Source organism: Jannaschia pagri (assembly GCF_019655435.1).
GTDB lineage: Bacteria > Pseudomonadota > Alphaproteobacteria > Rhodobacterales > Rhodobacteraceae > Jannaschia > Jannaschia pagri.
The window spans coordinates 581,860-604,414 of record NZ_BPFH01000001.1; the positions used below are offsets into that span (position 1 = coordinate 581,860).

Sequence of the window (22,555 nt, forward strand, 5' to 3'; positions counted from 1 at the left end):
GCCGTGGCGCGCGACACAGGGCCAGACATGCCAGGGAGACCCGACGCCATGCCCAAAGTAAGTGCCTATAGCCCCATGCCCCTGCGTCGCCTGATCCACCTGGGTCTTGTCGCCTGCGTTGGGCTGGCATTGGCGGGCTGCGTCTCGGGTCCCGGGCCGCGATCCGGCACAGCCCCGACCGTTCTGGAGGTCGGGCGCGTCTACGGTCTGGTGCCGTCGCGGCGAGAGAGCCAGGCGCTCAACCGCGCGGCAGAGGCCCTGGGGTATGCCGCGCACCCTGGCCAAAACCTGGATGGTCTGGGCCTTTACCTTGTGGCGGTGGACTTGCCAGAGGGGATCAGCGGGCAGGAGGCCATTGCCGCGCTCGAAGCACGGGTGGACACGGCGGTGGTCGGCGTAAACCACGCCTATCGTGTGCAACAGGATGCGCCGACGTCCGACACCGCCTCCCTGTCGTTTGCCAATGCTGCGTTGAACTGGCCCGAGGCCGCGTGCCGCGCGGTCGGTCCGGTTGGGTTGATAGATACCGGCGTGGACCCCGCCGCCCCAGGTTTGCAGGGCGCGCGGGTCGTGTCCCGAAGGTTTGCGCGGGGACCGAGGCCACCGATGCAACACGGGACCGATGTGGCCTCCGTCCTCGCGGACCCTTCGCGACTGCGGGGCGTGACACTCTATGCAGCGGATGTGATGGCCACAGGCCCCAATGATGTGGCAGCGGGGGCGGACAGCCTCGTGCGTGCGCTGGACTGGTTCGCGCGAAACGACGTCCGTGTCGTGAACCTGTCTTTGGCGGGACCGTACAACAAACTGTTGGATCTCGCGGTCCGCACGGCTGCCGAACGGGACATGGTTCTGGTGGCCGCCGTCGGAAACGCTGGCCCCCAAGCGGCAGAGCAGTTTCCCGCTGCATTTTCATCGGTGATCGCAGTGACGGCGGTGGATGCGCGACAGCGGCCCTATCGCCACGCCGTCCGTGGACCCCATGTGGATATCGCGGCGCCGGGGGTGGATGTCTTTGTCCCGGGCCTCAACGGAGGGCGGTTCGTGACCGGGACCTCGATTGCGGCGCCCTTTGTCACGGCGCGGATCGCGTCGGACCGGGCGCTTTACGGGCGCGCCTCGGTCGAGGCGATCCGCCGTGCCATGGCCCAAGACGCCGTGGACCTTGGACCGGCGGGTGTCGAATGGATTTTTGGTGCGGGGCTCATGCAGGCGCCAGAACGCTGTTGACCTGGCACGGCCGACTCGACTGACCAGACGTCATCCCGCTCAGGTGAATTGCTCGCGCAACAGCCGTTCTTCCAGCCCGTGACCGGGGTCGAACAACAGGCGGTGCGCAATGGTGGGGTTGGAGCGGACCTCCACCCGGACGACATCGCGCACGGAGGTGCCATCGGCCTCGGCCATCATCGGACGTTTGTCGGCATCGAGGACGTCGAACCGCACCGTGGCAGAGGTCGGCAGGATCGCCCCGCGCCAACGCCGGGGGCGGAAGGCGGACATGGCGGTCAGGGCCAAAACCTCGGACCCGATGGGCAGGATCGGACCATGGGCCGAGTAGTTGTAGGCGGTCGACCCGGCGGGGGTTGCCACGAGGGCGCCGTCGCAGACCAACTCGTCCATGCGGATCCGCCCATCGACCGCGATCCGCAAGCGCGCGGCCTGGGGACCTGCGCGCAGCAGCGAGACCTCGTTAATCGCAAGGGCCTCGACCACCTCTCCGCCCGCGCGGGTGGCGCGCATGGTCAGCGGATGGATCACGGCCTCTTCAGCGGCGGCCAGACGCCAAAGCAGATCGTCCTCGGCGTATTCGTTCATCAAAAAGCCGACGGTGCCCCGGTTCATCCCATAGGTCGGCGCGGCCAGGGCCATGGTGCTGTGCAGCGTCTCAAGCATGAAGCCGTCCCCGCCCAGGGCAACGATCACCTCAGCCTGGTCCGGCGGGACCTGACCGTAGCGAGCCGTCAAGCTGGCCAACGCCTCTTGCGCGGGGGGGGCGGCGGAGGCCAGGAAAGCGATGTTGCGGTCGGCGGGCATGGGCCCTCTCTCACGGCCAGATTAGGCGCCCAGGGTTGGCGACCGGATCGGCGAAAGGCAAGCCATGGCACGCACATTGCGACGCCCATGGGAAAGACCGACGCCCATGGGTGACACCCGGCCCGTCGCAGACGGGTTGAAATGCGGCGATCCGGCGCTTCTATCCTTGCGCGGGGTGCCGTATGAGGCCCCATCGAAATTCTTTAGCCGGAGTGCCCGCCATGAATGCCCCTCACCGTGACACAGGCTTCTTCACCCGCGGCCTGGCCGAGACCGACGCCGAAATCGCCGAAGCCACCCGGCTGGAGCTGGGCCGTCAGCGCGACGAGATCGAGTTGATCGCCTCCGAGAACATCGTGAGCCGCGCCGTCATGGAAGCCCAGGGCGGCGTCATGACCAACAAATACGCCGAAGGGTATCCGGGCCGTCGCTACTACGGCGGCTGTCAGTACGTCGATATCGCCGAAGAATTGGCCCGCAACCGCGCCAAGGAGCTGTTCGGCTGCGACTTCGCCAACGTGCAGCCCAACTCGGGCAGCCAAGCGAACCAGGGCGTGTTCACCGCGCTGCTGCAACCGGGGGACACCATCCTGGGCATGAGCTTGGATGCGGGCGGTCACCTGACCCATGGCGCGCGGCCCAACCAGTCGGGCAAATGGTTCAACGCCATCCAATATGGCGTGCGCAAGCAAGACCTGACCCTGGACTATGACCAGGTGCAGGAGCTCGCCACGGAGCATCAGCCCAAGATGATCATCGCGGGCGGCTCGGCCATTCCGCGGGTCATCGACTTCGCCAAGATGCGCGAGATTGCGGATTCGGTGGGCGCTTACCTGCTGGTGGACATGGCGCATTTCGCGGGGCTGGTCGCCTCGGGCCATTACCCCTCGCCCTTCCCACACGCCCATGTGGCCACGACCACGACACACAAGACGTTGCGTGGCCCGCGGGGTGGCATGATCCTGACCAACGATGGCGATATCGCCAAGAAGGTGAACTCGGCCATTTTCCCAGGCATCCAGGGCGGGCCCCTGATGCATGTGATCGCAGCGAAGGCCGTGGCCTTCGGCGAGGCACTGCGCCCCGGCTTCAAAGACTATCAGACCCAAGTGATCGCCAATGCCCAGGCGCTGGCCGATCAACTGATGAAGGGTGGCTTGGACATCGTCACGGGCGGGACCGATACGCATCTGATGCTGGTCGATCTGCGTCCCAAGGGCGTGAAGGGCAACGCCACCGAGGCCGCTTTGGGCCGCGCGCACATCACCTGCAATAAGAACGGCATTCCGTTCGACGACGAAAAGCCAACGATCACCTCGGGCATCCGCCTCGGGTCGCCCGCGGGGACCACGCGCGGCTTTGCCGAAGCCGAGTTCCGCCAGATCGGCGACTTCATCGTGGAGGTTGTGGACGGGTTGGCCGCCAATGGCGCCGACGGCAATGCCGAGGTCGAGCGAGCGGTTAAGGCCAAAGTGACCGCGCTCTGCGCGCAGTTCCCGATCTATCCCGACCTGTGAGGGTATTTTGCCTCGGCGACGTGGCGCAGGTGCCGCAGGTGCCGCGCCGCGGTGGGGACGAGACTAGGTCCGTCAACAGCCCTGAACACCCGTGAGCCGTGCCGGTGCCCTGTTGCGGGGCCTAGGCCTGCGGCTCGTAGGCATCGGCAGTCTCGGCTGCATCCTTTATGCGCTGTCCGAACTGGCGTTTTACCCGCTACCGCTCCAGCCTGATTTGGCCATTGGCGTCCTGGCCTATGGTGTCATCGGGTGGAGCGCCATCGCGATGCTCGCCGTGGCCCGCCGCTGGGATCGGGCCGCTTGGTGGCTGGCCGCTGGCATGATCGGCTTTCTGGCTGAAGGTGTCTTGGTCGCGGAGCTTTATACGGCCCTCCCCCTGACCCTCGTTTGGACGCCATTGGCGTGGCACGCATTGGTTACCGTCTTCGGAGGGCTCCTAGGCTTTCGCGCGGCTTTGGTCCGGGGCGCCTTGGCTACGTTGGCCTTTGGCGTGCTGCTTGGGGGGGTCCTAGGCCTCTGGGGTGGATGGATGTGGGCCGCCGAAGAACTGCCCGGAGGTCAGACACAGTTCGACTGGCCACCGGTCAGCGATTACGCCGTTCAACTCCTCTGCGCATGGGTGCTGCTCAGTGTTGGCCATTGGGGGTGGAACCGTGTGGCGCCTCGTGTGCCAGATTTGAACCTGCGGGCGGACCTGTGGAGTTTGACGGTGCTACTGGGGACGGCCTGGGCCTTTGCCTGGGCAGCGCCGATGTTTCCCTGGTCTCTCCTTCTGATTGTATTGGTTGCGGCGACGGCCTGGGGTCTGCGCGGCACCTCCGATGCGCCCCAGTACACGCCACAGATCGGGGTAAGCGCCTGGATCGCGACCGCTGCCATGCCCGCAGCCGCCATATTAATCTATGCCGTGATCGCCTGGACGCAGCCACGATGGGAGACAAACGTGGTGGTCCTCATCGTCCTGGGCCTGCCCGCCGTGGCGCTTTGGCTGCGGGCGCTGCTCAGGCCAGGCACGACCGTCCTGCGCGATTGAAAGGGCCTGACCTGTCGTCTACAACGACCATGAAGGTCTTACTCCGAGGGATGACGATGAAGAAAGTCTATGGCTCTGCCGCAGACGCGCTGGACGGGCTGCTGTTTGATGGGATGTTCATCGCTGCTGGGGGCTTTGGCCTGTGCGGCATCCCTGAGTTGCTGCTGGACGCCATCAAAGAGGCCGGAACCAAGAACCTGACGTTTGCATCGAACAATGCGGGCGTGGACGACTTCGGAATCGGGACGCTGCTCCAAACCCGTCAGGTTAAGAAAATGATCAGCAGCTACGTCGGCGAGAACGCGGAGTTTATGCGTCAGTATCTGTCTGGAGAGCTGGAGTTGGAGTTCAACCCCCAGGGGACGCTGGCCGAGCGGATGCGCGCGGGCGGCTGTGGCATCCCAGGCTTCTACACGAAGACGGGCGTCGGAACGGTGATTGCGGACGGCAAGGAACACAAGGAGTTCCCCACCGGGCCAGACGGCACCGCCGAGACCTATATCATGGAGCCGGGGATCTTCGCCGATCTGTCGATCGTCAAAGCCTGGAAGGCCGACACCACCGGAAATCTCGTGTTTCGCAAGACCGCACGAAACTTCAACCCACCGGCTGCAATGTGTGGTAAGGTCTGTGTTGTGGAAGTGGAGGAAATCGTGGAACCTGGAACGCTAGACCCGGATACGATTCACCTGCCAGGTATCTACGTCCACCGCCTGATTCAGGGGGAACACGAAAAACGGATCGAGCAGCGCACCACGCGGCCAGCCGCGTAAGACAAACATGGCTCGGGTGTCAGACCCGCCCGGGCCCCTACAATCGCGACGCAGACCGTCGCACAGCCCACGGAACGGAGAACGACCCTTGGTATCCCGCCGCAGACTGGCCTCTGTGATTGACGATAAGGCCGCCCTGGCGAACTTCTCCAGGGTCAGGGTCGCGATGATCCTGACGGACCCGCGGGCCGAGGATAATCCTATTGTCTACGTGAATTCCGCATTTGAGCGGACGACGGGCTATGCCCGATCCGCTGTGATCGGCCGCAACTGCCGCTTCCTCCAAGGGGAGAACACGCAAAAAGAACACGTGGACAAACTGCGCCATGCCATCGAACATGCCGAAGACGTCACCGTGGACATCCTGAACTATCGCGCGGACGGTCGCCCCTTTACCAACCGGCTGATCATCGCGCCCATCCTCGATAGCAACGACGAGGTCATCTACTTCCTGGGCATCCAGAAAGAGATGTACGACACCGAGCGGGAAGAAGACCGGGCAAACGCGCTGCTGCTTAAGGTCCGGTCCCGCGTGCAGGAGGACCTTGGCATGGTCCTCGATAGTTTCAGCGCGCAGTCAGACGACGACCCGATTTCCTTCGATGCGATGACACGGCGGTTGGAATGCCTGCAGTTGGTCTACGAGTCGATGCAGCTGTCGGACGAGCAGGCGCGCATGGGCAACGGGATCGACCTAGGCGCGCTGGTCAGCCGCGTGGCCTCGGGCATTGCCCATGACGAAAGCCGGTCCGGCATTCGCTACATCCAACAGGTGGAGCCGATGATCGTGAACCCCGACGCGGCGGTTCGGATCTCGATCCTGTTGTCCGAAGTGCTGTCCAATGCCTTTTCCCATGCCTTTGAGCGGATGGAAGAAGGCTTTGTCGAAATGCGCATGTCGCGCTTGGCCGCAGGCGGGTTGCGCATGACGGTCACCGACGATGGGGTGGGCCTGCCGCAAAATGTGCCCTTCCCGGATCCCAATACCGTTGGGGGGCGCCTTATTCAGACCTTGACCGAGGGGCTAGACGCGACCATCACTCCGGTGCGGGGCGCTGCGGGGACCGTCGTTATGATCGACGTGCCTGTGGGGATCACCGACATTTAGAGCTACAGCGCAGGAGGGGTGCCAATGCCCTGGGATCGCAATCAAATGGCCGCCCGCGCGGCCCAGGAATTGCAGGACGGATGGTATGTCAACCTCGGCATCGGGATCCCGACGCTGGTGTCGAACTACATCCCCGAAGGGATCGAGGTCACCCTACAATCGGAAAACGGCATGTTGGGCATGGGCCCCTTCCCTATCGAGGGCGAGGAAGACCCCGACCTGATCAATGCCGGCAAGCAGACGATCACCGAACTGCCCCATTCGGCGTATTTCGACAGCGCCCAGAGCTTTGGGATGATCCGGGGCGGCAAGATCGCCATGGCCATCCTGGGTGCGATGGAAGTGGCCGAGAACGGGGATCTGGCGAACTGGATGATCCCCGGCAAACTGGTCAAGGGAATGGGCGGCGCCATGGACCTGGTCGCGGGCGTGGGCCGCGTCGTGGTGGTCATGGACCACGCCAACAAGCACGGTCAGTCAAAGCTGTTGAAGGAATGCACGCTGCCGTTGACCGGTCAGGGCGTCGTTGATCGCATCATTACGAACCTGGGCGTTCTGGATGTTGTCGAGGGTGGCCTCAAGATCGTCGAGTTGGCCGATGGCGTGACCGAGCAAGAACTGCGTGACCTGACCGAAGCGACTTTGGTCGCGTGACCGACATCACCCGCGAGGATGGCGAAAACGGTGGCCGTTGGGTCACCGTGATCGATGGGCACACGGCGGAGATGACCTATTCCCGCCTTGGCACCTCGAAACTGATCGTGGACCATACCGGTGTTCCCGATGCGCTGCGGGGGCGCGGCGTGGGGCTGGCCCTGGCCGAACGGATGGTTGCGGATGCCCGAGCGGAAGGGGTGCGGGTGATTGCGCTGTGTCCCTTCGTGAAGGCCCAGGCCAAGCGCCACCCGGAGTGGTCTGACGTTATTGAGTGACGGATAGCAGGTCCGGCGCAAACCTTCTGGTGCCGACTGATCGATGGTCCTGTCAGGTAGGCCCATATGGTGGGCAATCTCCTCGGGACCTCCGCATCGGCCCAACAGCGACCTAGCTGCGGAGCACGCTCGGGCCTGTGACAACGGGCCCCTGTTCTATGAATTGATCTGCCGACAACGTCGCGCTGCGTAAGTGTAGATCGCGGGCGCGCCAGCTGGATCCGGAAACGCCGTGACGTCCGGCCCCATCCGGCAGGCCCGACGCCAGCCCGACCGCAGCAAAGCGCCCATCCGGGACTGGGTGACCAACGCGAGGCAGGGGCACACGACATACCAGCCCGAGAGAGGTCATCCTGAACGATATCGACGTTTTGCACCTCCCGGACGGACAACGAGGGCGCGGAGATCAGAGGTGACAAGACGAACGTCGCCCAACAATCGTCTCGCGCAACAGGCGGTTGTGGCCCCGCAGGTCGATCCGGCGCGCCTCCGAAGCCTGCGGATCAACGCAGACCCTGTCCACGATACAGAGCAAACGAATGGGGTCGATCAAACAAGGTCGGCTCTGCACCGATGGCGCACAGACCCTGGCTGCTAACGATCCTATCAAAAAGATCGCGCGTTTACCGCAGCGCGACGGTACGGAGGACCCGAGTGATCCCGGAAGCAGTGGCAGGGGCAGATGACAGGACGATGGCTAGTCTTTCTTTGCCCTCAGCAGATTGGTTTAGCGTCACGAACAGCTCAGAACCGTCTCCCTCAAAGGGCATCGATACCCCCGGGAGCGCCGCTCGCGGGGACGGATCACGCCCCGGACGCCGTACAACAGACACCACCCAGATGGGCGCCGGAGAGCCGATATATCGGCTCATCCTGATACTCGTCTCGGAAACAAGACACTCCGAGGATCCTCAGGCGGCAATACGGCACGTGATTGACGTGCTCCAACCGCTTCAGGAGTCGCTGAACGCCGTCTGGAACACGCAGCCATCGCCGGGCATCACCGGTGGCGTGTTGCACATGGTGCGGGCGACGTTCCAAGCAGCCATGACCTTGGGCACATAGGCGCGGGTTTCGGCGTAGGGCGGCACACCTTCGTGTCGGCGCACGGCCCCCTCCCCCGCGTTGTAGCCAGCCAAAGCCAACACTGGATCGTTTCCGAACTCTTTCATGAGCCAGTCTAGGTAAGCGACACCGCCGCGAATATTCTGGACCGGATCCTTGCTGTCGGACACACCAAACCGTTCTGCCGTAGCCGGGATCAATTGCATCAGGCCCTGAGCCCCCGCATGGCTGACGGCATCCGTGCGCCCCGCCGATTCCACGGAAATCAGCGCGAGCACCAAGGCCGGGGACACCCGAGTTCCGACCGAATGCCGCAGGATCGTATCGCCATGGGTTTTGGCGATAGCCTGCATGTGCTGGAGCGACGGCGCGCGAATACCGCTATCCGCCGGAGGCCGCGCCGCCACCTGCGCCGCCCGCTGGAAACGACCCGACCGCTCCGCCAGGGACGGAGAGACGGACGCCCAGAACCAATCCTGCAAGTTGCCACGACCTTGGGCCTGTGACGGCGCTGTGCGAGCGACTGCGACATCGGGGGCCTGCGGCTGCGCAGGACGTGGCGCGCCCACAGGGGCCGCAGGACGATCGGGGCGATCCGCGGACGTGATCTGAACCGTAATGCGCCGGGTGGAATTGGACGAGGGCGGCTTGACGCGCTTGAACGTGAAATCTCCGGCTACGGCGGGTGAGACCCCTGGGACAAACAGAAAGGCCGCGACAAGGCACGACAGGAGGACTTTGATCATGGTGACCTGCTCATTTCTTTTTTCGATAGTCTGCCACGAAAAGGTCGCAGCCGTCATCGCATGCCGTCATTTCCGCGGTGCCTGTGTGACATACGCCCCAGTTTGAGCCGAAGAATGGCGATCCAGCCATCAGACGGATTGGAGTCCGCCTCGATACCGTTGCCGAAGCCACATTAAATTCCCGTAAATGGATCATTGTCCGCATTTTGAACCAAATACGACATGTTTTTGCCCCAATTTGCCGCCATTCCTGCCTCATCGGACGGCGCGCGCCATGGCAGACGGCAGCACCAGATGATCAACAACGGCACCGGGACACCCGGGCAAGGAACGTGACACTCGAGCAGTCCCCAGACGTCGTGTTGGCAGGCATGGCGAGACAAGAGGGATACGTCACAACATCCGATGATCTTCGGATCGAGGGATTAAGGGTCGTGCTGGCAGGCGCGGCCCTTTTTTCTGATTCCCAATCCAGCCGTGGGACCGGGCGCCGTTTCCTATGTGGCTCATCCCATTGATGAGGGCGTGAGGACAATACTCCCTCATCTGGAAAATTGGCCCTAAATGACCAAGCCTAAAAGCGTTTAGAGCGGTCTCATTCATAGATTATCCGCCGATTGGTCGCATTCGTGCCGCGTTTCACCGTCAAATCTCATCCATCGGACGGGCCACGTTGACCCGTGATGCACAGAACGAGTTATTCAAGAGGACAAACTCATGTTGAACACCATCAAGACCTTCTCCGCCGACGAATCCGGCGCCGTGACCGTTGACTGGGTCGTGCTGACCGCCGCTCTCGTGGGCCTGGGCCTGGCCGTCATGGGTGTTATTTCCGGCGGTATCCAAGACCTCTCGACTGACATCAACAACGTTTTGCTGCAGGACAACATCAACACGACCTTCCCCTAAAGACATCTTTGCTGCGGCCCTCGCCGCATAGAAGAGTAACGCAAACGCCCCGGCATGTCCGGGGCGTTTTTGCGGTCGGCTGCGTAAACGGTACAGTTCCAATCCTGTAAACAATTCGCGCGATTTGTATCCAACCTTCCATAGGGTTGGCAATCTCGCTCCAAGGTTTTGCCGCAATCGACGGGTAGGTTCTGAACTGTCTGTTCAGTTGTGTCCGCTCCCGTTAAGGAACAAGAAATGCGCTTGATTTTCGGATTAGTATTGCTTGCCGGTTTGGCCTTGGCTGGATTTGCCATCCATACCGCGCAGCAACGATTTGCGCAGTATCAAGCGGCGCTTGCCTCCTCTCAGCAGTCAATCGTGCCAACCCAGGAGGTCTTTGTCGTGCGGCGTCAGTTGAAGTACGGCGATGCCCTTCGACCGAACGATGTCCGAGGGATCCAGTGGCCGGCGTCCAGCCTGCCAACCGGGACGTTTCGCAGCATGGCAGAGATTTTCCCACCGGGCGTGGCCGAGCAGCGGACCGTTTTGCGGATGATGGAGCGGAATGAACCGCTGCTGAAGTCGAAGGTCACGGCACCCGGACAAGAAGCGGGGATCGCCGCCACCCTTACACCGGGCATGCGCGCCTTTACGCTCCAAACAGATGTGAACTCCGGTGTGTCTGGCTTTCTGCGGCCCGGGGACCGCGTCGATGTCTATTGGACCGGCGGTGGCGGCGGTGGCGGCGTGACGAAGCTCATCGAAGCGAACTTGCCTCTGATCGCCATCGACCAGCAAACCGACGAGCAGCGCAACAGCCCGACGATCGCCCGTAACATCACTGTCGAGGCCTCGCCCGCCATCGTGGCCAAACTGGCCCAGGCGCAGGCAACCGGGCGACTGTCCCTCGCCCTGGTGGGCGTGCAGGATGACACGGAATCGGAGTCCGTCGAGGCCACGCTGCGCGAAGTCCTGGGTGCCGAAGAGACTGCCGCGCGGCCCGAGGTCTGCACTGTCCGCACACGGAAAGGCGCCGACGTCGTAATGATCCCTGTCCCCTGCCCAAGGAATGGTGGATAAGGCGCCGGGAGTCCCGGCACTGCCGTCCCTCGCCGCTAGTTGCAGCGCAGACCCACGGTTCCCTTAGGGAATGTGTTCGGAATGGGGCGCTCTGTGGCGCGCTTGCACGACGCTTCCGCCAGAATTCGGCAAGATGTTGCAAAAGACCCCGATTCTGTAATGCTGGCCAGGATGCGGACGAAAGATCCGCAAGTGAGCAGAGTGATCAGAGAGGCAGGTCACATGACGTTTCGTTCTCTTGTCCGGGCAGCAATGCTCGGCCTTCTCCTATCTGGATCGCCAATTGGTGATGCCCACGCGCAGACGGTCCGCGTGGCCGAGGGACGCGCCCAATCTGCGCTCCGTGTGTCGCTGAACAGGGCTATCGTGGTGGAATCGGACCTGCCCTTCGCAGAGGCCTCGGTGGCCAATCCGCTCATCGCCGACATCGCAACGCTGTCTGAGAGGTCTGTCTACGTGCTCGGCAAAGCGCCCGGACGGACGACGCTCACCCTGCTCAGCCCCGAAGGCCGTTTGATGACCAACGTCGAGGTGCAGGTCACCCCAGACGTCACAGAGTTCAAAGAGCGGCTGCGCCAACTGCTGCCGGGTGAGCCGATCGAAGTGCGCACGGCAAACGACGGCTTGGTCCTGTCCGGCACCGTCTCCTCGGTGCAAAAACTTGACCAGGCCCTGGAAATTGCGAACCGCTATGCCCCTGAAGCGGTTCTGAACCTCATGACGGTGGGCGGCACGCAGCAGGTTCAGCTGAAGGTGCGCTTCGCCGAGATGTCGCGTAACCTGTCCAAGGAGATCGGCGCATCCCTCGGGATTGGCGGCACCGACCTCAACGGCAGTAGCTATAGCGGGTCGACCGGCAATGTGGCCAACAACGTCGGCTCCCTACAGCTGAACTTTGGCACGGCCTCTCTGAACTTCAACGTCCTGTTGCAGGCACTGGAGGACAAGGGCGTCGTCCGCACCCTGTCGGAGCCGAACCTGACCGCCTTGTCGGGTCAATCGGCCAGCTTCCTGGCCGGTGGTGAACTGCCCGTGCCCCAGGTGGACGCCGAAGGGAACGTTGGCGTCACCTTCAAACCGTTCGGCGTGTCGCTCAACTTCACCCCGACCGTGGTGGACGACGACATCATCAATCTTGTGATGCAGTCCGAAGTCTCCTCCGTCACGGAATCGACGACGGTGATCAACGGCGCCTCGATCCCGACCCTGTCCAACCGCCGCGCCCAAACCACGGTGGAGTTGCGGGACGGGCAGAGCTTTGCCATCGCGGGGCTGCTGCAGGATGATTTCACCGACGGTGTCGCCCAGGTTCCGTTCCTTGGCCAATTGCCCGTCCTTGGTGCGCTTTTCCGGTCCGCGCGGTTCAATCGCCGTCAATCGGAACTGGTCATCATCGTGACGGCCCACCTGGTGACCCCCACGCGGGGCGAAGCCCTTGCCCTGCCGACGGATCGCATTCGCCCGCCGACGGAAAATGAGTTGTTCCTCTACGGGCGTGTGTCCGGTGGCGCCGCCGCTAATTCCCGCGCCTCAACGCGCGGCGGCGCGGCCTCCCAGGATTTCTCCGGCAACTACGGCTACGTGTTGGAGTAAGACCATGGCTGACAAGCACATCTCCCGTCGCCTGCTGGTCGCGTCCCTTGGCCTGAGTGCCCTTGGCGCCTGTACCGGGGTCAACAGCTTTAACAAACCTGCGGGCCATTCCGTGGACGAGGGCGGGTTTGGCAACCCGACCATGCAGAACATGCTGATCCACAGTGGCGAGGCCGAGGCGGTCAGCCACCTGGGCGGTCGGTTCTCGGCCTCCGTCCCGACCACGATCAACTTCGCGTTTAACAGCGCCCGGTTGGACGCCACGGCGCGTTCCGTTCTAGACCAGCAGGCCCATTTCATGCGGCAATTCCCCGAGGTCCGGTTTTCGGTCTATGGCCACACCGACGCCGTGGGATCCAACGCCTATAACCAATCGCTGGGCCGCCGCCGCGCGCTCGCCGCCGTGCACTACCTTGGACGCAAGGGTGTATCGCGGTCCCGGCTGGCCGCTCTGGTCAGCTTCGGTGAGACCCGCCCCGTCGTGCCCACCCAATCGCGGGAGCGCGCGAACCGCCGCACCGTGACCGAGGTGTCGGGCTTTGTGTCCGGCAATCCGCTGGTTCTTGACGGGAAGTATGGGCAGATCGTCTACCGTCAGTATGTGGCCTCCGCCGGACCGACGGGCGGTTGACGCACGACAGGAGATGACAGCAAGCGCCCCGCCCCTCCGGCGGGGTTTTTTGCGGGCCTCGGCCCGGCCGTTTTTGTTCTGTTTCTTTCCAATAAATTCATCTCTGGCGTCCTATTGTTGCCCAAATCTGCAGGCAAGACGGAGGAAACCAGGCGTTATTCTATCGTGCGTTTTGCAGGTACGCGCCCCTGGTTGGAATGTCGCGTCAGACGTGATGCGGCGAGAAGGTGGTGAACAGTATGCCAAGCAACCTCGCGACACTTCCGGAGCCGGAGCCGCTTCGCGCCGTCACCGTCTCTCGCGATGTGCAGGAATTTGACCTGCTGATCGAGGATATGGAAGCAGAACTGGGTGAAGCTTGGGGCGACCTGACCTTCACCGAAGCGACCGCTTTTCTGAAACAGCCTGACGCTGCGGCCCTTGAATTTCTGGTGATCGCGGCGGACCGCAAGGACGAGGCCCACCTGCCACAGGTGGTCGACGTCGTCCGCGACGGCAAAGCCGTCGGACTAAAGATCATTCTCGTCGCCGAAGACCTGACCCCCATGGCCCTGCACGAATTGCTACGTGCAGGTGCGGATGACTTCGCGCCCTACCCTCTGCCCGAACAAGCGCTGTCGGACGCGGTGGCGCGGTTGCGCGCGGCCGGAACGGCGTCTGGAGCGGATGCGCTGCTGCGCACCGGATCGGAGGTTGTGGATGCGACGGCTGTGGCCCCAAGCGCCGCGACCGGACAGGCCTTGGTCCCTGCCACAACCGGCGGCGGCCCGACGACCACGGGACCTGGCGCGCTCTTTGCCCTGCAATCGGCATCCGGAGGGAACGGCGCGACGACCGTTGCGGTCAACCTTGCCTGGGAATTGGCAAATGTGGACAAGGTCGCCCCACCCCGGGTGTGCCTCATCGACCTCGGCCTGCAATTCGGCTCCGTCTCCACGTATTTGGATCTGCCCCGCAAAGATACGATTTATGATGTCCTGACAGACATCGCATCGATGGATGAGCAGGCGTTTCGCCAAACCCTGTCGACCTACGAAGACAAGCTGTCAGTGTTCACCGCCCCGGCCGAGGTCCTGCCCCTGGATGTGGTCGGCCCGACAGAGATCGCGCGCCTGCTCGATCTGGCGCGCAATTGCTTTGATGTGGTGATCGTGGATCTTCCGGGCACGGTGACGGGTTGGACCGAGACGGTGCTTGAGGCGACCGATATCTACTTCATGGTTTGCGCGTTGGAGGTCCGGGCCGCGCAGAACGCGCTGCGGTTCCAGCGGCTGCTACAGTCCGAAGGGATTGCCACGGACCGGATCGGCTATCTTTTGAACAAGGCGCCGGGGCGGTTGGATATGCAAGGCCGTGGCCGGATCGACAAGTTCGCCGACAGCCTGGGCATCAAGTTCCATGCCGTTCTATCCGATGGCGGGAAACAGGTGACCGAAGTGAACGACCAGGCCGCCCCCCTGCGTGTGCTGGCCGCCCGGAACGCGTTGACGAAGGACATCGCAAAACTGGCAGGCGGGCTGCACGAGGCCCGCAAGCAAGTCGAAACCGGCGCGACGGCTGCCCCAAAGAAAAAAGCAATCTTCGGCCTGAAATTCGGCTGAAGCGCAGGAGGTAGAGATGTTTTCACGTTACAAGAAGCCTCAGATTCAAAGCGCTCGCCCCATTGGCGCGGCTGAACTCGAAGAAACCGTCGAAAAAGTCCAAAAGCTGGCGGAGGAGACGACGGGCGCTCCGATCTCAGTTCCTGAGGACGTCCAGGCTAAGATCGGCACGCCGCCGCCCGCCGAAGCCGTGGCCGAGGACAAAGACCTTAAGCGACGTATTCGGATCGAAGAACTCAAGACCGAAATGCACCACAGGTTGCTGGACAACCTGAACCTAGCTGCCGTGGAAAAGGCCGACCGCAATGCCCTGCGGGCTGAAATCGTCGCCATTACCACCGAAGAACTGGCGGACATGGGCGTGGTGCTGGGTCGCGAAGACCGGGATACGCTCAACACAGAGTTGTTCGATGAGGTCACCGGCCTCGGGCCGCTGGAGCCGCTTCTGAAGGACCCCGACGTCAACGATATCCTCGTGAACGGGCCCCACAACATCTATGTGGAACGGGCCGGGAAGCTGTCGAAGTCGGGCATCCGGTTTAAGGATGAGAAGCACCTGCTGCGGATCATCGACAAGATCGTCTCGGCGGTGGGTCGTCGCGTGGACGAATCCAACCCCTATGTGGACGCCCGTCTCGCCGATGGATCGCGCTTCAACGCCATGGTGCCGCCGGTGGCCGTGGATGGCTCGCTCGTCTCGATCCGTAAGTTCAAAAAGGAAAAGCTGGGCGTCGATAAGCTGGTCGAGTTCGGTGCCTTTACCGAGGAAATGGCCACCTATCTGCAAGCCGCCTGCGCCTGCCGGTTGAACGTGATCGTCTCGGGCGGCACCGGCTCCGGTAAGACGACGACGCTGAACGCGCTGTCGTCTTTCATCGGCCATTCGGAGCGGGTGTTGACCATCGAAGACACCGCCGAATTGCAACTGCAACAGGACCATGTGGGCCGGATGGAAAGCCGTCCGCCCAACGTCGAAGGCAAGGGCGCCGTGACCCAGCGCGACTGTCTGCGCAACGCCCTGCGGATGCGTCCCGACCGCATCATCGTCGGCGAGACGCGGGGCGAAGAGGTCATCGACATGTTGCAGGCCATGAACACCGGCCACGACGGGTCCATGACGACGATCCACGCGAACTCTGCCCGCGACGCGGTCAGCCGGTTGGAAAACATGATCGCCATGGCGGGGATCGAAATGCCGATCAAGGCCGTCCGGGCGCAGATTTCTTCTGCTGTAAACCTGATCGTTCAGGCCAGTCGTTTGCAAGACGGCTCCCGCCGGATGACCTCCATTTCCGAGGTGACGGGCATGGAGGGTGAGGTCATCACCATGCAGGAGATTTTCCGCTATGAGCGTCTGGGGTTGAAGCCCGACGGCACGATCATCGGTCGCTTTACCGCAACAGGCATCCGCAGCCATTACGCCGACCGGTTTAAGGCCTGGGGCTTTGACCTGCCGTCGTCGATCTATGAACCGTTCGAGGGGCGCTGAGGCATGGAACTCTCCATTGAACCCCTGATCTACATCGCCATTTTCGGCAGCGTCTATCTGATCATCGGCGGCATCTACATGCTGGTGTTCGGCAAGTCGATCAAGCTGAACAACCGCGTGAACCGCCGCCTGTCGCTGATGGAACAGGGCGCCACACGGGACGAGGTCATGGCCGTTCTCCGCAAGGAGATGTCGCAACACGACAAGGCCAAACAGATCCCGCTCTACTCCCTCCTGGCCGAAAAGGCGCAGAAGGCGAACCTGGCGTTCACGCCGGGGATGCTGATGGGGATCATGGCGTTGGTGGTTGTCATCTCCTTCGGGTTGCTCACGGTATTGACCGCCTCCTCCTTGCCGATCCGGATCCTGCTGTCCGTGGGGATCGGGGTGGGCGGCGTCTATACCTGGGTGAACAACAAGGCCAAGAAGCGGCTGGCGATGTTGGAAGAACAGCTGCCTGACGCGGTCGAGTTGATCGTGCGCAGCTTGCGCGTGGGGCATCCGCTGAACTCCGCCATCGGGATCGTCGCCAAGGAGGTCGCGGATCCGCTTGGCTCCGAAATGGGGTTCATCGCAGATGAGGCCGCCTATGGTCGGGATATTCCCGATGCCCTGCGCGCCCTTGCCGAACGGGTGGAGTTGCAAGACCTGCGCTTCCTCGCGGTGGCGGTGGCGATCCAACAGAAATCGGGCGGCAACCTCGCCGAGATTCTGGAAGGGCTGTCCAAGGTGGTGCGGGCGCGGTTCAAGCTGTTCCGTAAGGTGAAAGCAATCACCGCCGAGGCCCGCTGGTCCGGCATGTTCCTGTCAGCCTTCCCTATCCTGGCGCTGATCGGGATTAATGTCATGAAGCCCGACTATTACGCCGACGTGAAAGACACCGCCTACTTCATTCCAGCAGCGGCGGTTGTCTGCGTTTTCCTGATCGTGAACATCATCTTCATGCGGATGATGGTGAACATTAAGGTCTGAGGCTCGCAATGGACGTGTTGCAAACCATCATCGAAGGGGCGCTCGGCCCTGACGGCATGATCTACCTGGCCGGGGCGGCGGGCGCGATCTTGGTGCTGCTGACCCTGCCGGCGGTGCTCACCAAAAAGGTCGACCCCCTGGACCGCATCGCGGAGGAGCGGAAGGCTGCGGCCATCGCCGATCTGGGGGAAGAGCGGTTGAGCCGCCATGGCAAGCGCAATGAACATCTCGCCAAATACGCCAAGTATCTGGAGACCGACGATAAGGAGGAGCTGTCAAAGACCCGCCTGATGCTGACCCGCGCGGGCTATGCCCACAAGGATGCGGCCCGCACGCTCGTTGCGGCGCAGCTATTGTTGGGATTGGGCCTTATGGTGCTGGGCGCAATCTATACCTTCTTCCTGCTGGGGCTGGGCGGTGGTCTGAACTCCGCGCTCTACATCTTGGGCCCGGGCGTCGCGGGGTATTACGCGCCAAAGTATTGGATCCAAAAGCGGATCGCCAAGCGACAGGAGGAAATCCAAGATGGCTTCCCCGACGCGCTGGATCTGCTGCTGGTCTGTGTTGAGGCGGGGCAATCGCTGGACCAATCCATCATCCGCATGGCGACGGAGATTGAGCCCTCCTACCCCTCGCTGGCTGCGGAGTTTTTGATGGTCGCCCAGGAAATGAAGGCCGGTAAGGACAAGCCAGATGTCCTGCGCGCCATGGCAGAGCGCTGCGATCTGAACGACATTACCAGCTTTGTGACCGTGCTGATCCAATCGGCAAGCTTCGGCACCTCGATCGCCGATGCCCTGCGGGTCTATGCCGCCGAGATGCGCGACAAGCGGGTCATGCGGGCCGAGGAAAAGGCCAACGTCCTACCCACGAAACTGACCGTCGGTACCATGATGTTCTGCGTGCCGCCCCTGCTCATCATCTTGATCGGACCCTCGCTGCACGGCATCGCGTCGACGCTCAGCGGGACCTCGACGGCGTTCTGATGCGGGTGGCATTTGTCTTGATCGCCGCGCTCGCGCTGACCGGTTGCAACCCCAGCGCCTTGGTGGAACGGGGCGCCCACAGGGACGATCCGCTGGCCGCGCCAGGACATGCGCGGCGCGGGGACGGCATCGACCCGTTGATCGTGGGCGACCGCTTGCTGGACGCAGGCGAGGCGGAGCTTGCGCTGGCCAGCTATGTGCGCGCCGCCAACGATATCGGGCTCACGCCAGAAGTGCGGCTGTCCATGGCGGCCGCCAACATCCGCCTGGGGCGCCTGCACCAAGCCGAAGACCTGCTCCGCTCCGTCATCGACGAGGACCCGCAGAACGTCGCAGCGATGAACGACCTTGGTGTGGTTTTGCTGGAACTGGGCGATTTGGGCCAGGCGCATCGTCACTTTCGTGCGGCTTTCGCGCTACAACCGACCCCTGAAATCCGTGAAAACCTGCGAATTTCCAGTGCAAAATTGGAAAATCGGACCTACGGTGATGAGCAAAATGATAGCGCCTTCACGCTGACGCGCCACGCCGGAGGGGTCTACACCCTGAACGCACCGCGACAGCCATAAAAACCCCGAAGGCCGCGAGCAGAAAAGGACGCAGACATGCGCCACCACCTGGTTTTGCCCCTCCTCCTTGGGGGGATGATGGTCCTGTCCGGCTGTAACGCTTTGGGCAACGCCGACGTCAGTCGCGCCGTGGCCGACGCCGAAGCCGCAGAGGCCGACAGCATTCGGGACATCATGCTCACCGTCGCGGAGCCGCGCGAGGCGGTGGACTACTTCAACCGCAAAGTCAGGGATTTTCCGGACGATATCGAACACAAGCGCGGTCTGGCCCGGTCGCTTGTCCGCGCAGGGCGCCAGTCAGAGGCCGTGCTGGCCTGGCGCAAGGTCCTGACCCATCCCGACGCGGGCCACGAAGACACCGTTGAGCTGGCCGATGCGCTGATCCGGACCTCTGACTGGGCGGGCGCGAAAGAGGTCCTCGACAGCGTCCCCCCGACCCATGAGACGTTTAAGCGGTATCGGTTGGAAGCCATGGTGGCCGACAGCAACCGCGAATGGACCCGCGCCGACAGCTTCTATGAAACGGCTGTGGATCTGACCACAAAGCCGGCGGGCGTGCTCAACAATTGGGGCTATTCCAAGCTGACGCGGGGCGATACCGCCGCGGCGGAGCGTCTGTTTACCGAGGCGATCACCTATGATGAGGATCTGTTCACCGCCAAGAACAACCTTGTCTTGGCCCGTGCCGGGCGGCGGACCTATGCGCTGCCTATTGTCCCAATGACCCAGGAAGAGCGCGCGCAACTGCTGCATACCGCCGGGTTGGCAGCGATCAAACAAGGTGACGTGGATATTGGGCGCAGCCTGCTGCAAGACGCCGTCGATACCCACCCACGCCATTTCGAAGCGGCCGTGCGCGCGCTGCAATCCTTGGACGCCTGAGGCCGCGCGATGTTTGAGACGCTCGCCATCACATCGCAGCAGGGGCTGATCTGGGGTCTGTTAACTCTGCCGATCACGGCTTGGGTCATGTGGACGGACTTGACGGACATGAAGATCAAGAACCAGGCGGTTCTGGCCATGCTCGCGATCTTTGTGGTGTCGGGCTTTTTCCTCCTACCGCTGGAGGATTACCTCTGGCGCTATGCCCATTTCGCGGTGGTCTTGGTGATTTGCTTTGTCCTTTCGGCGACAATCGGCATGGGCGCGGGGGATGCCAAGTACATCGCCGCCGTGGCCCCTTTCGTAGCGTTGGATGACGTCAGCGCAATCGCCCTGCTCTATGCGTTTTGGGCTGTGGTATTGTTGGTCGGGATGTTTATCGCTCGGCGCATTGGCGCGGTGCGCCGCGCCTATCCCGATTGGATCTGGCTCGCCGAAGACCGCAAGAGCCACGTGCCATTTGGCCTCGCCCTCGCGCCGACTGTCACCAGTTACTTCGCCTATGGCGCGACCCTGGGGTGAGCCCATCAAGAAAATCGAAAGGCCCTTGGTGTAGCCACTGGGTAGCCCACGCGGAGGACAGCCGATGAACATGCAAATCGATCCGGCCATGATGGCCGTCCCCGCCCCTGCCCTGCCAAAAACCCTGGACGATACCGGGCTGAACCCCGTCATGTTGCGGGACATTCTGCTCAAGACAGTGTTCCGCAAGTCCATCGAGACCACCCGGGAAATCGCGAAAACCGTGCGTCTGACCACCGGATTGACGCAGCAGTTGATCGACCAATGTCGCGACGCCGGCCTCATGCAGGCCACGGGCACCATGCACGCGGGCGCCAGTGCGGAGATGGGCTTTCAACTAACGGATGCTGGCAAGGCACGGGCCGCAGATGCGCTGGCGCAATCGGAGTATTACGGCGCAATGCCTGTCCCGTTGGAGCGCTACAAGGAGCAGGTGAAGGCCCAATCCGTCAAGAATGTGCAACTGACCCGGGCAAAGCTTCTGCGGTCCATGGGGCATCTGATCTTGCCCGATAACTTGTTGGACCAGTTGGGTCCTGCGGTCGGTTCCGGTCGTTCGGTCCTGCTTTACGGCCCGCCGGGCAACGGGAAGTCGTCCATCGCCGAAGGGATCCGCGCGGCGCTGGGGGACAACATCTGGATTCCGCAGGCCATCGAATATGCGGGTCAGGTGATCACGCTCTATGACCCGATCGTCCATACGGCGGTCGATATGGGTGAGGACGAAACTGGCCTGCGCAAAACAAATCACCGGGTCGACACGCGCTATATCCTTTGCAAGCGACCGACGGTGATGACCGGGGGGGAGTTGACCCTCGATATGCTGGATCTGAACTATAACGCCACGGCGCGCACGTATCAGGCCAGTCTCCAACTCAAGTCGTCCGGCGGCGTCTTTATCGTGGACGACCTTGGTCGCCAGGCGGAGCCGCCTCAAAAAATCATCAACCGTTGGATTGTTCCGATGGAGATGGGCTACGACATCCTCGCCTTACAATCAGGCGAGAAATTCGAAGTGCCGTTCGATACCCTGGTGGTGTTTTCCACCAACTACCACCCGAACAAGATCTTCGACCAAGCCGCACTGCGCCGGATCTTCTTCAAGGTACTCATCGACGGGCCGACCCAGAGCCAGTTTCTCAAGATCTTCGCCATGGTCGCGAAAAAGAAGAAATTCGCTTTGAACGAGGATGCGCTGCTTCATCTGCTCAAGAAGAAATATCCTGAGATCAATAATATATACGCGAATTTCCACGGGCAGTTTCTGATCGACCAGATGATCGCTGCCTGTGATTTTGAAGGGCTCCCCTATCGCATGACGCCCGACCTTGTGGACCGGGCGTGGGCCAACCTCTTCGTGGAGGAGATCGATATCGTCCACTGACCCCCGGGCCAGATGGCCCCAATGCCAAAAAAGGGACGCGTTAGACGTCCTGGCATAAAAACAAGAGGATAAGGCAGGATCACCATGACAGTGCAAGAAAACCAGCCCGCGCGGCGGGCGTCGGGGGCATTCACCTGGCCATTGGCGGCCTTGGCGCTGTGCGGCGCCTGCGCGATTGGGGCCGTTTCCCTTTGGGAAGGCTCCCTCAGCCACCAAAGTGCAAGCGCGCCGGGCGATAGCATTCGAAACGTTGAGTTTCTCGCGGCCAACCCATCGACCTACGACAGCTTACACCATGCCCTGTCCGCGGCCTGTGCGGAAACCGGGTGCGAGGCCCCGATGGTCGGCTCGATGATCATCGCCGCCACGCAAAGCATGTCCTCGGATACGCTCGCGCTCGCCCTTGATGCCCAAGTTGCCTTGCTGAACCGCATGACACCAGCGGTAGAATCTGAGCCAGACCAAAAGCAAGCGAGAGCGCTCCGCCTGCAATGGGAAGCGGAGGCACAGATTGCGGATCTGTATCGCGCTGAATTGGTCCGGCGACAGAACTGAGGCCGATGCCCATGGCCGCAGAGTGTCCGGCGAACACTCTTTACGCGACAGAGAGTTAACTGCCGCCCACTGCCTCGCAATCGGACCAGTCAGTGCGCGCAGGCAGGAAGCGTGACGCAGGGGCAGTCAACTTCCAGTGAACAGCACGGGAGGGCTTGGAGGATCGGAAACAGTCAGGTCGATCCCAAC

The 22,555-nt window shown here is 62.4% G+C and carries 22 protein-coding genes; 20 read left to right on the forward strand and 2 right to left on the reverse strand.

Features of this window, described 5'->3' with window-relative positions; translation table 11 throughout:
* The first annotated feature begins 48 nt into the window (after window positions 1-48).
* Entirely contained in the window at window positions 49-1,230 is a 1,182-nt protein-coding gene (locus K5R33_RS02905) for a S8 family serine peptidase (RefSeq protein WP_255576060.1), read from the forward strand.
* 39 nt (window positions 1,231-1,269) lie between these two features.
* Here the strand turns inward: K5R33_RS02905 and K5R33_RS02910 are convergent, their stop codons facing one another.
* The gene (locus K5R33_RS02910) at window positions 1,270-2,037 is read right to left on the reverse strand and encodes an NAD kinase (protein WP_220747464.1); all 768 of its coding nucleotides are present in this window, start codon (window positions 2,035-2,037) and stop codon (window positions 1,270-1,272) included.
* A gap of 221 nt (window positions 2,038-2,258) precedes the next feature.
* On the opposite strand from K5R33_RS02910, the gene glyA reads away from it, so the two are divergent.
* The 6 genes from glyA (at window position 2,259) to K5R33_RS02940 (ending at window position 7,400) form a co-directional block, all read left to right on the forward strand.
* Window positions 2,259-3,554, forward strand: coding sequence for a serine hydroxymethyltransferase (glyA, locus tag K5R33_RS02915; protein ID WP_220747466.1), 1,296 nt, complete (start codon window positions 2,259-2,261; stop codon window positions 3,552-3,554).
* Between the two features lie 91 nt (window positions 3,555-3,645).
* Window positions 3,646-4,587: a hypothetical protein gene (locus K5R33_RS02920; protein ID WP_220747468.1), complete on the forward strand. Its 942-nt coding sequence runs from the start codon at window positions 3,646-3,648 to the stop codon at window positions 4,585-4,587.
* Between the two features lie 56 nt (window positions 4,588-4,643).
* On the forward strand, window positions 4,644-5,360 hold the full coding sequence (locus tag K5R33_RS02925; RefSeq protein WP_220747470.1) for a CoA transferase subunit A: 717 nt from the start codon (window positions 4,644-4,646) through the stop codon (window positions 5,358-5,360).
* 115 nt (window positions 5,361-5,475) lie between these two features.
* Entirely contained in the window at window positions 5,476-6,468 is a 993-nt protein-coding gene (locus tag K5R33_RS02930) for a PAS domain-containing protein (RefSeq protein ID WP_255588405.1), read from the forward strand.
* Window positions 6,469-6,492: 24 nt separating this feature from the next.
* The gene (locus K5R33_RS02935) at window positions 6,493-7,122 is read left to right on the forward strand and encodes a 3-oxoacid CoA-transferase subunit B (protein WP_220747472.1); all 630 of its coding nucleotides are present in this window, start codon (window positions 6,493-6,495) and stop codon (window positions 7,120-7,122) included.
* On the forward strand, window positions 7,119-7,400 hold the full coding sequence (locus tag K5R33_RS02940; protein ID WP_220747473.1) for a GNAT family N-acetyltransferase: 282 nt from the start codon (window positions 7,119-7,121) through the stop codon (window positions 7,398-7,400). Before K5R33_RS02935 ends, K5R33_RS02940 begins: the two co-directional genes overlap by 4 nt.
* A 953-nt stretch (window positions 7,401-8,353) precedes the next feature.
* On the opposite strand, the gene K5R33_RS02945 is transcribed toward K5R33_RS02940, so the two are convergent.
* Window positions 8,354-9,208 carry a lytic transglycosylase domain-containing protein gene (locus K5R33_RS02945; RefSeq protein WP_373314131.1) on the reverse strand — a complete coding sequence of 285 codons (855 nt, stop codon included), beginning with the start codon at window positions 9,206-9,208 and terminating at the stop codon, window positions 8,354-8,356.
* A 720-nt stretch (window positions 9,209-9,928) separates the two neighbouring features.
* Here K5R33_RS02945 and K5R33_RS02950 point away from each other — a divergent pair.
* The 13 genes from K5R33_RS02950 to K5R33_RS03010 all read left to right on the forward strand — a co-directional run bounded on the left by K5R33_RS02950 (window position 9,929) and on the right by K5R33_RS03010 (window position 22,366).
* Entirely contained in the window at window positions 9,929-10,120 is a 192-nt protein-coding gene (locus K5R33_RS02950) for a Flp family type IVb pilin (RefSeq protein ID WP_220747475.1), read from the forward strand.
* A gap of 237 nt (window positions 10,121-10,357) precedes the next feature.
* Window positions 10,358-11,182, forward strand: coding sequence for a Flp pilus assembly protein CpaB (gene cpaB, locus K5R33_RS02955; RefSeq protein WP_220747476.1), 825 nt, complete (start codon window positions 10,358-10,360; stop codon window positions 11,180-11,182).
* Between the two features lie 222 nt (window positions 11,183-11,404).
* Window positions 11,405-12,775, forward strand: coding sequence for a type II and III secretion system protein family protein (locus K5R33_RS02960; protein ID WP_220747477.1), 1,371 nt, complete (start codon window positions 11,405-11,407; stop codon window positions 12,773-12,775).
* A gap of 4 nt (window positions 12,776-12,779) precedes the next feature.
* The gene (locus K5R33_RS02965; RefSeq protein WP_220747478.1) at window positions 12,780-13,406 is read left to right on the forward strand and encodes an OmpA family protein; all 627 of its coding nucleotides are present in this window, start codon (window positions 12,780-12,782) and stop codon (window positions 13,404-13,406) included.
* Between the two features lie 239 nt (window positions 13,407-13,645).
* Entirely contained in the window at window positions 13,646-15,007 is a 1,362-nt protein-coding gene (locus K5R33_RS02970) for a CpaE/TadZ family protein (protein ID WP_220747479.1), read from the forward strand.
* Between the two features lie 16 nt (window positions 15,008-15,023).
* Window positions 15,024-16,496: a TadA family conjugal transfer-associated ATPase gene (locus K5R33_RS02975; RefSeq protein WP_220747480.1), complete on the forward strand. Its 1,473-nt coding sequence runs from the start codon at window positions 15,024-15,026 to the stop codon at window positions 16,494-16,496.
* 3 nt (window positions 16,497-16,499) lie between these two features.
* A complete protein-coding gene (locus K5R33_RS02980; RefSeq protein ID WP_220747481.1) occupies window positions 16,500-17,468 on the forward strand; it encodes a type II secretion system F family protein in 969 nt (322 codons plus the stop codon).
* Between the two features lie 8 nt (window positions 17,469-17,476).
* A complete protein-coding gene (locus K5R33_RS02985; protein WP_220747482.1) occupies window positions 17,477-18,454 on the forward strand; it encodes a type II secretion system F family protein in 978 nt (325 codons plus the stop codon).
* Window positions 18,454-19,023 (forward strand): tetratricopeptide repeat protein, encoded by a 570-nt coding sequence (locus tag K5R33_RS02990; protein ID WP_220747483.1) that lies wholly within the window; start codon window positions 18,454-18,456, stop codon window positions 19,021-19,023. Before K5R33_RS02985 ends, K5R33_RS02990 begins: the two co-directional genes overlap by 1 nt.
* 36 nt (window positions 19,024-19,059) lie before the next feature.
* Window positions 19,060-19,905 carry a tetratricopeptide repeat protein gene (locus K5R33_RS02995; RefSeq protein ID WP_220747484.1) on the forward strand — a complete coding sequence of 282 codons (846 nt, stop codon included), beginning with the start codon at window positions 19,060-19,062 and terminating at the stop codon, window positions 19,903-19,905.
* Between the two features lie 9 nt (window positions 19,906-19,914).
* Window positions 19,915-20,427 carry an A24 family peptidase gene (locus K5R33_RS03000; RefSeq protein WP_220747485.1) on the forward strand — a complete coding sequence of 171 codons (513 nt, stop codon included), beginning with the start codon at window positions 19,915-19,917 and terminating at the stop codon, window positions 20,425-20,427.
* A 64-nt stretch (window positions 20,428-20,491) separates the two neighbouring features.
* Window positions 20,492-21,811: a DUF8689 domain-containing protein gene (locus tag K5R33_RS03005; RefSeq protein ID WP_220747486.1), complete on the forward strand. Its 1,320-nt coding sequence runs from the start codon at window positions 20,492-20,494 to the stop codon at window positions 21,809-21,811.
* 84 nt (window positions 21,812-21,895) lie between these two features.
* Window positions 21,896-22,366 (forward strand): hypothetical protein, encoded by a 471-nt coding sequence (locus K5R33_RS03010; RefSeq protein ID WP_220747487.1) that lies wholly within the window; start codon window positions 21,896-21,898, stop codon window positions 22,364-22,366.
* Window positions 22,367-22,555 lie beyond the last annotated feature (189 nt).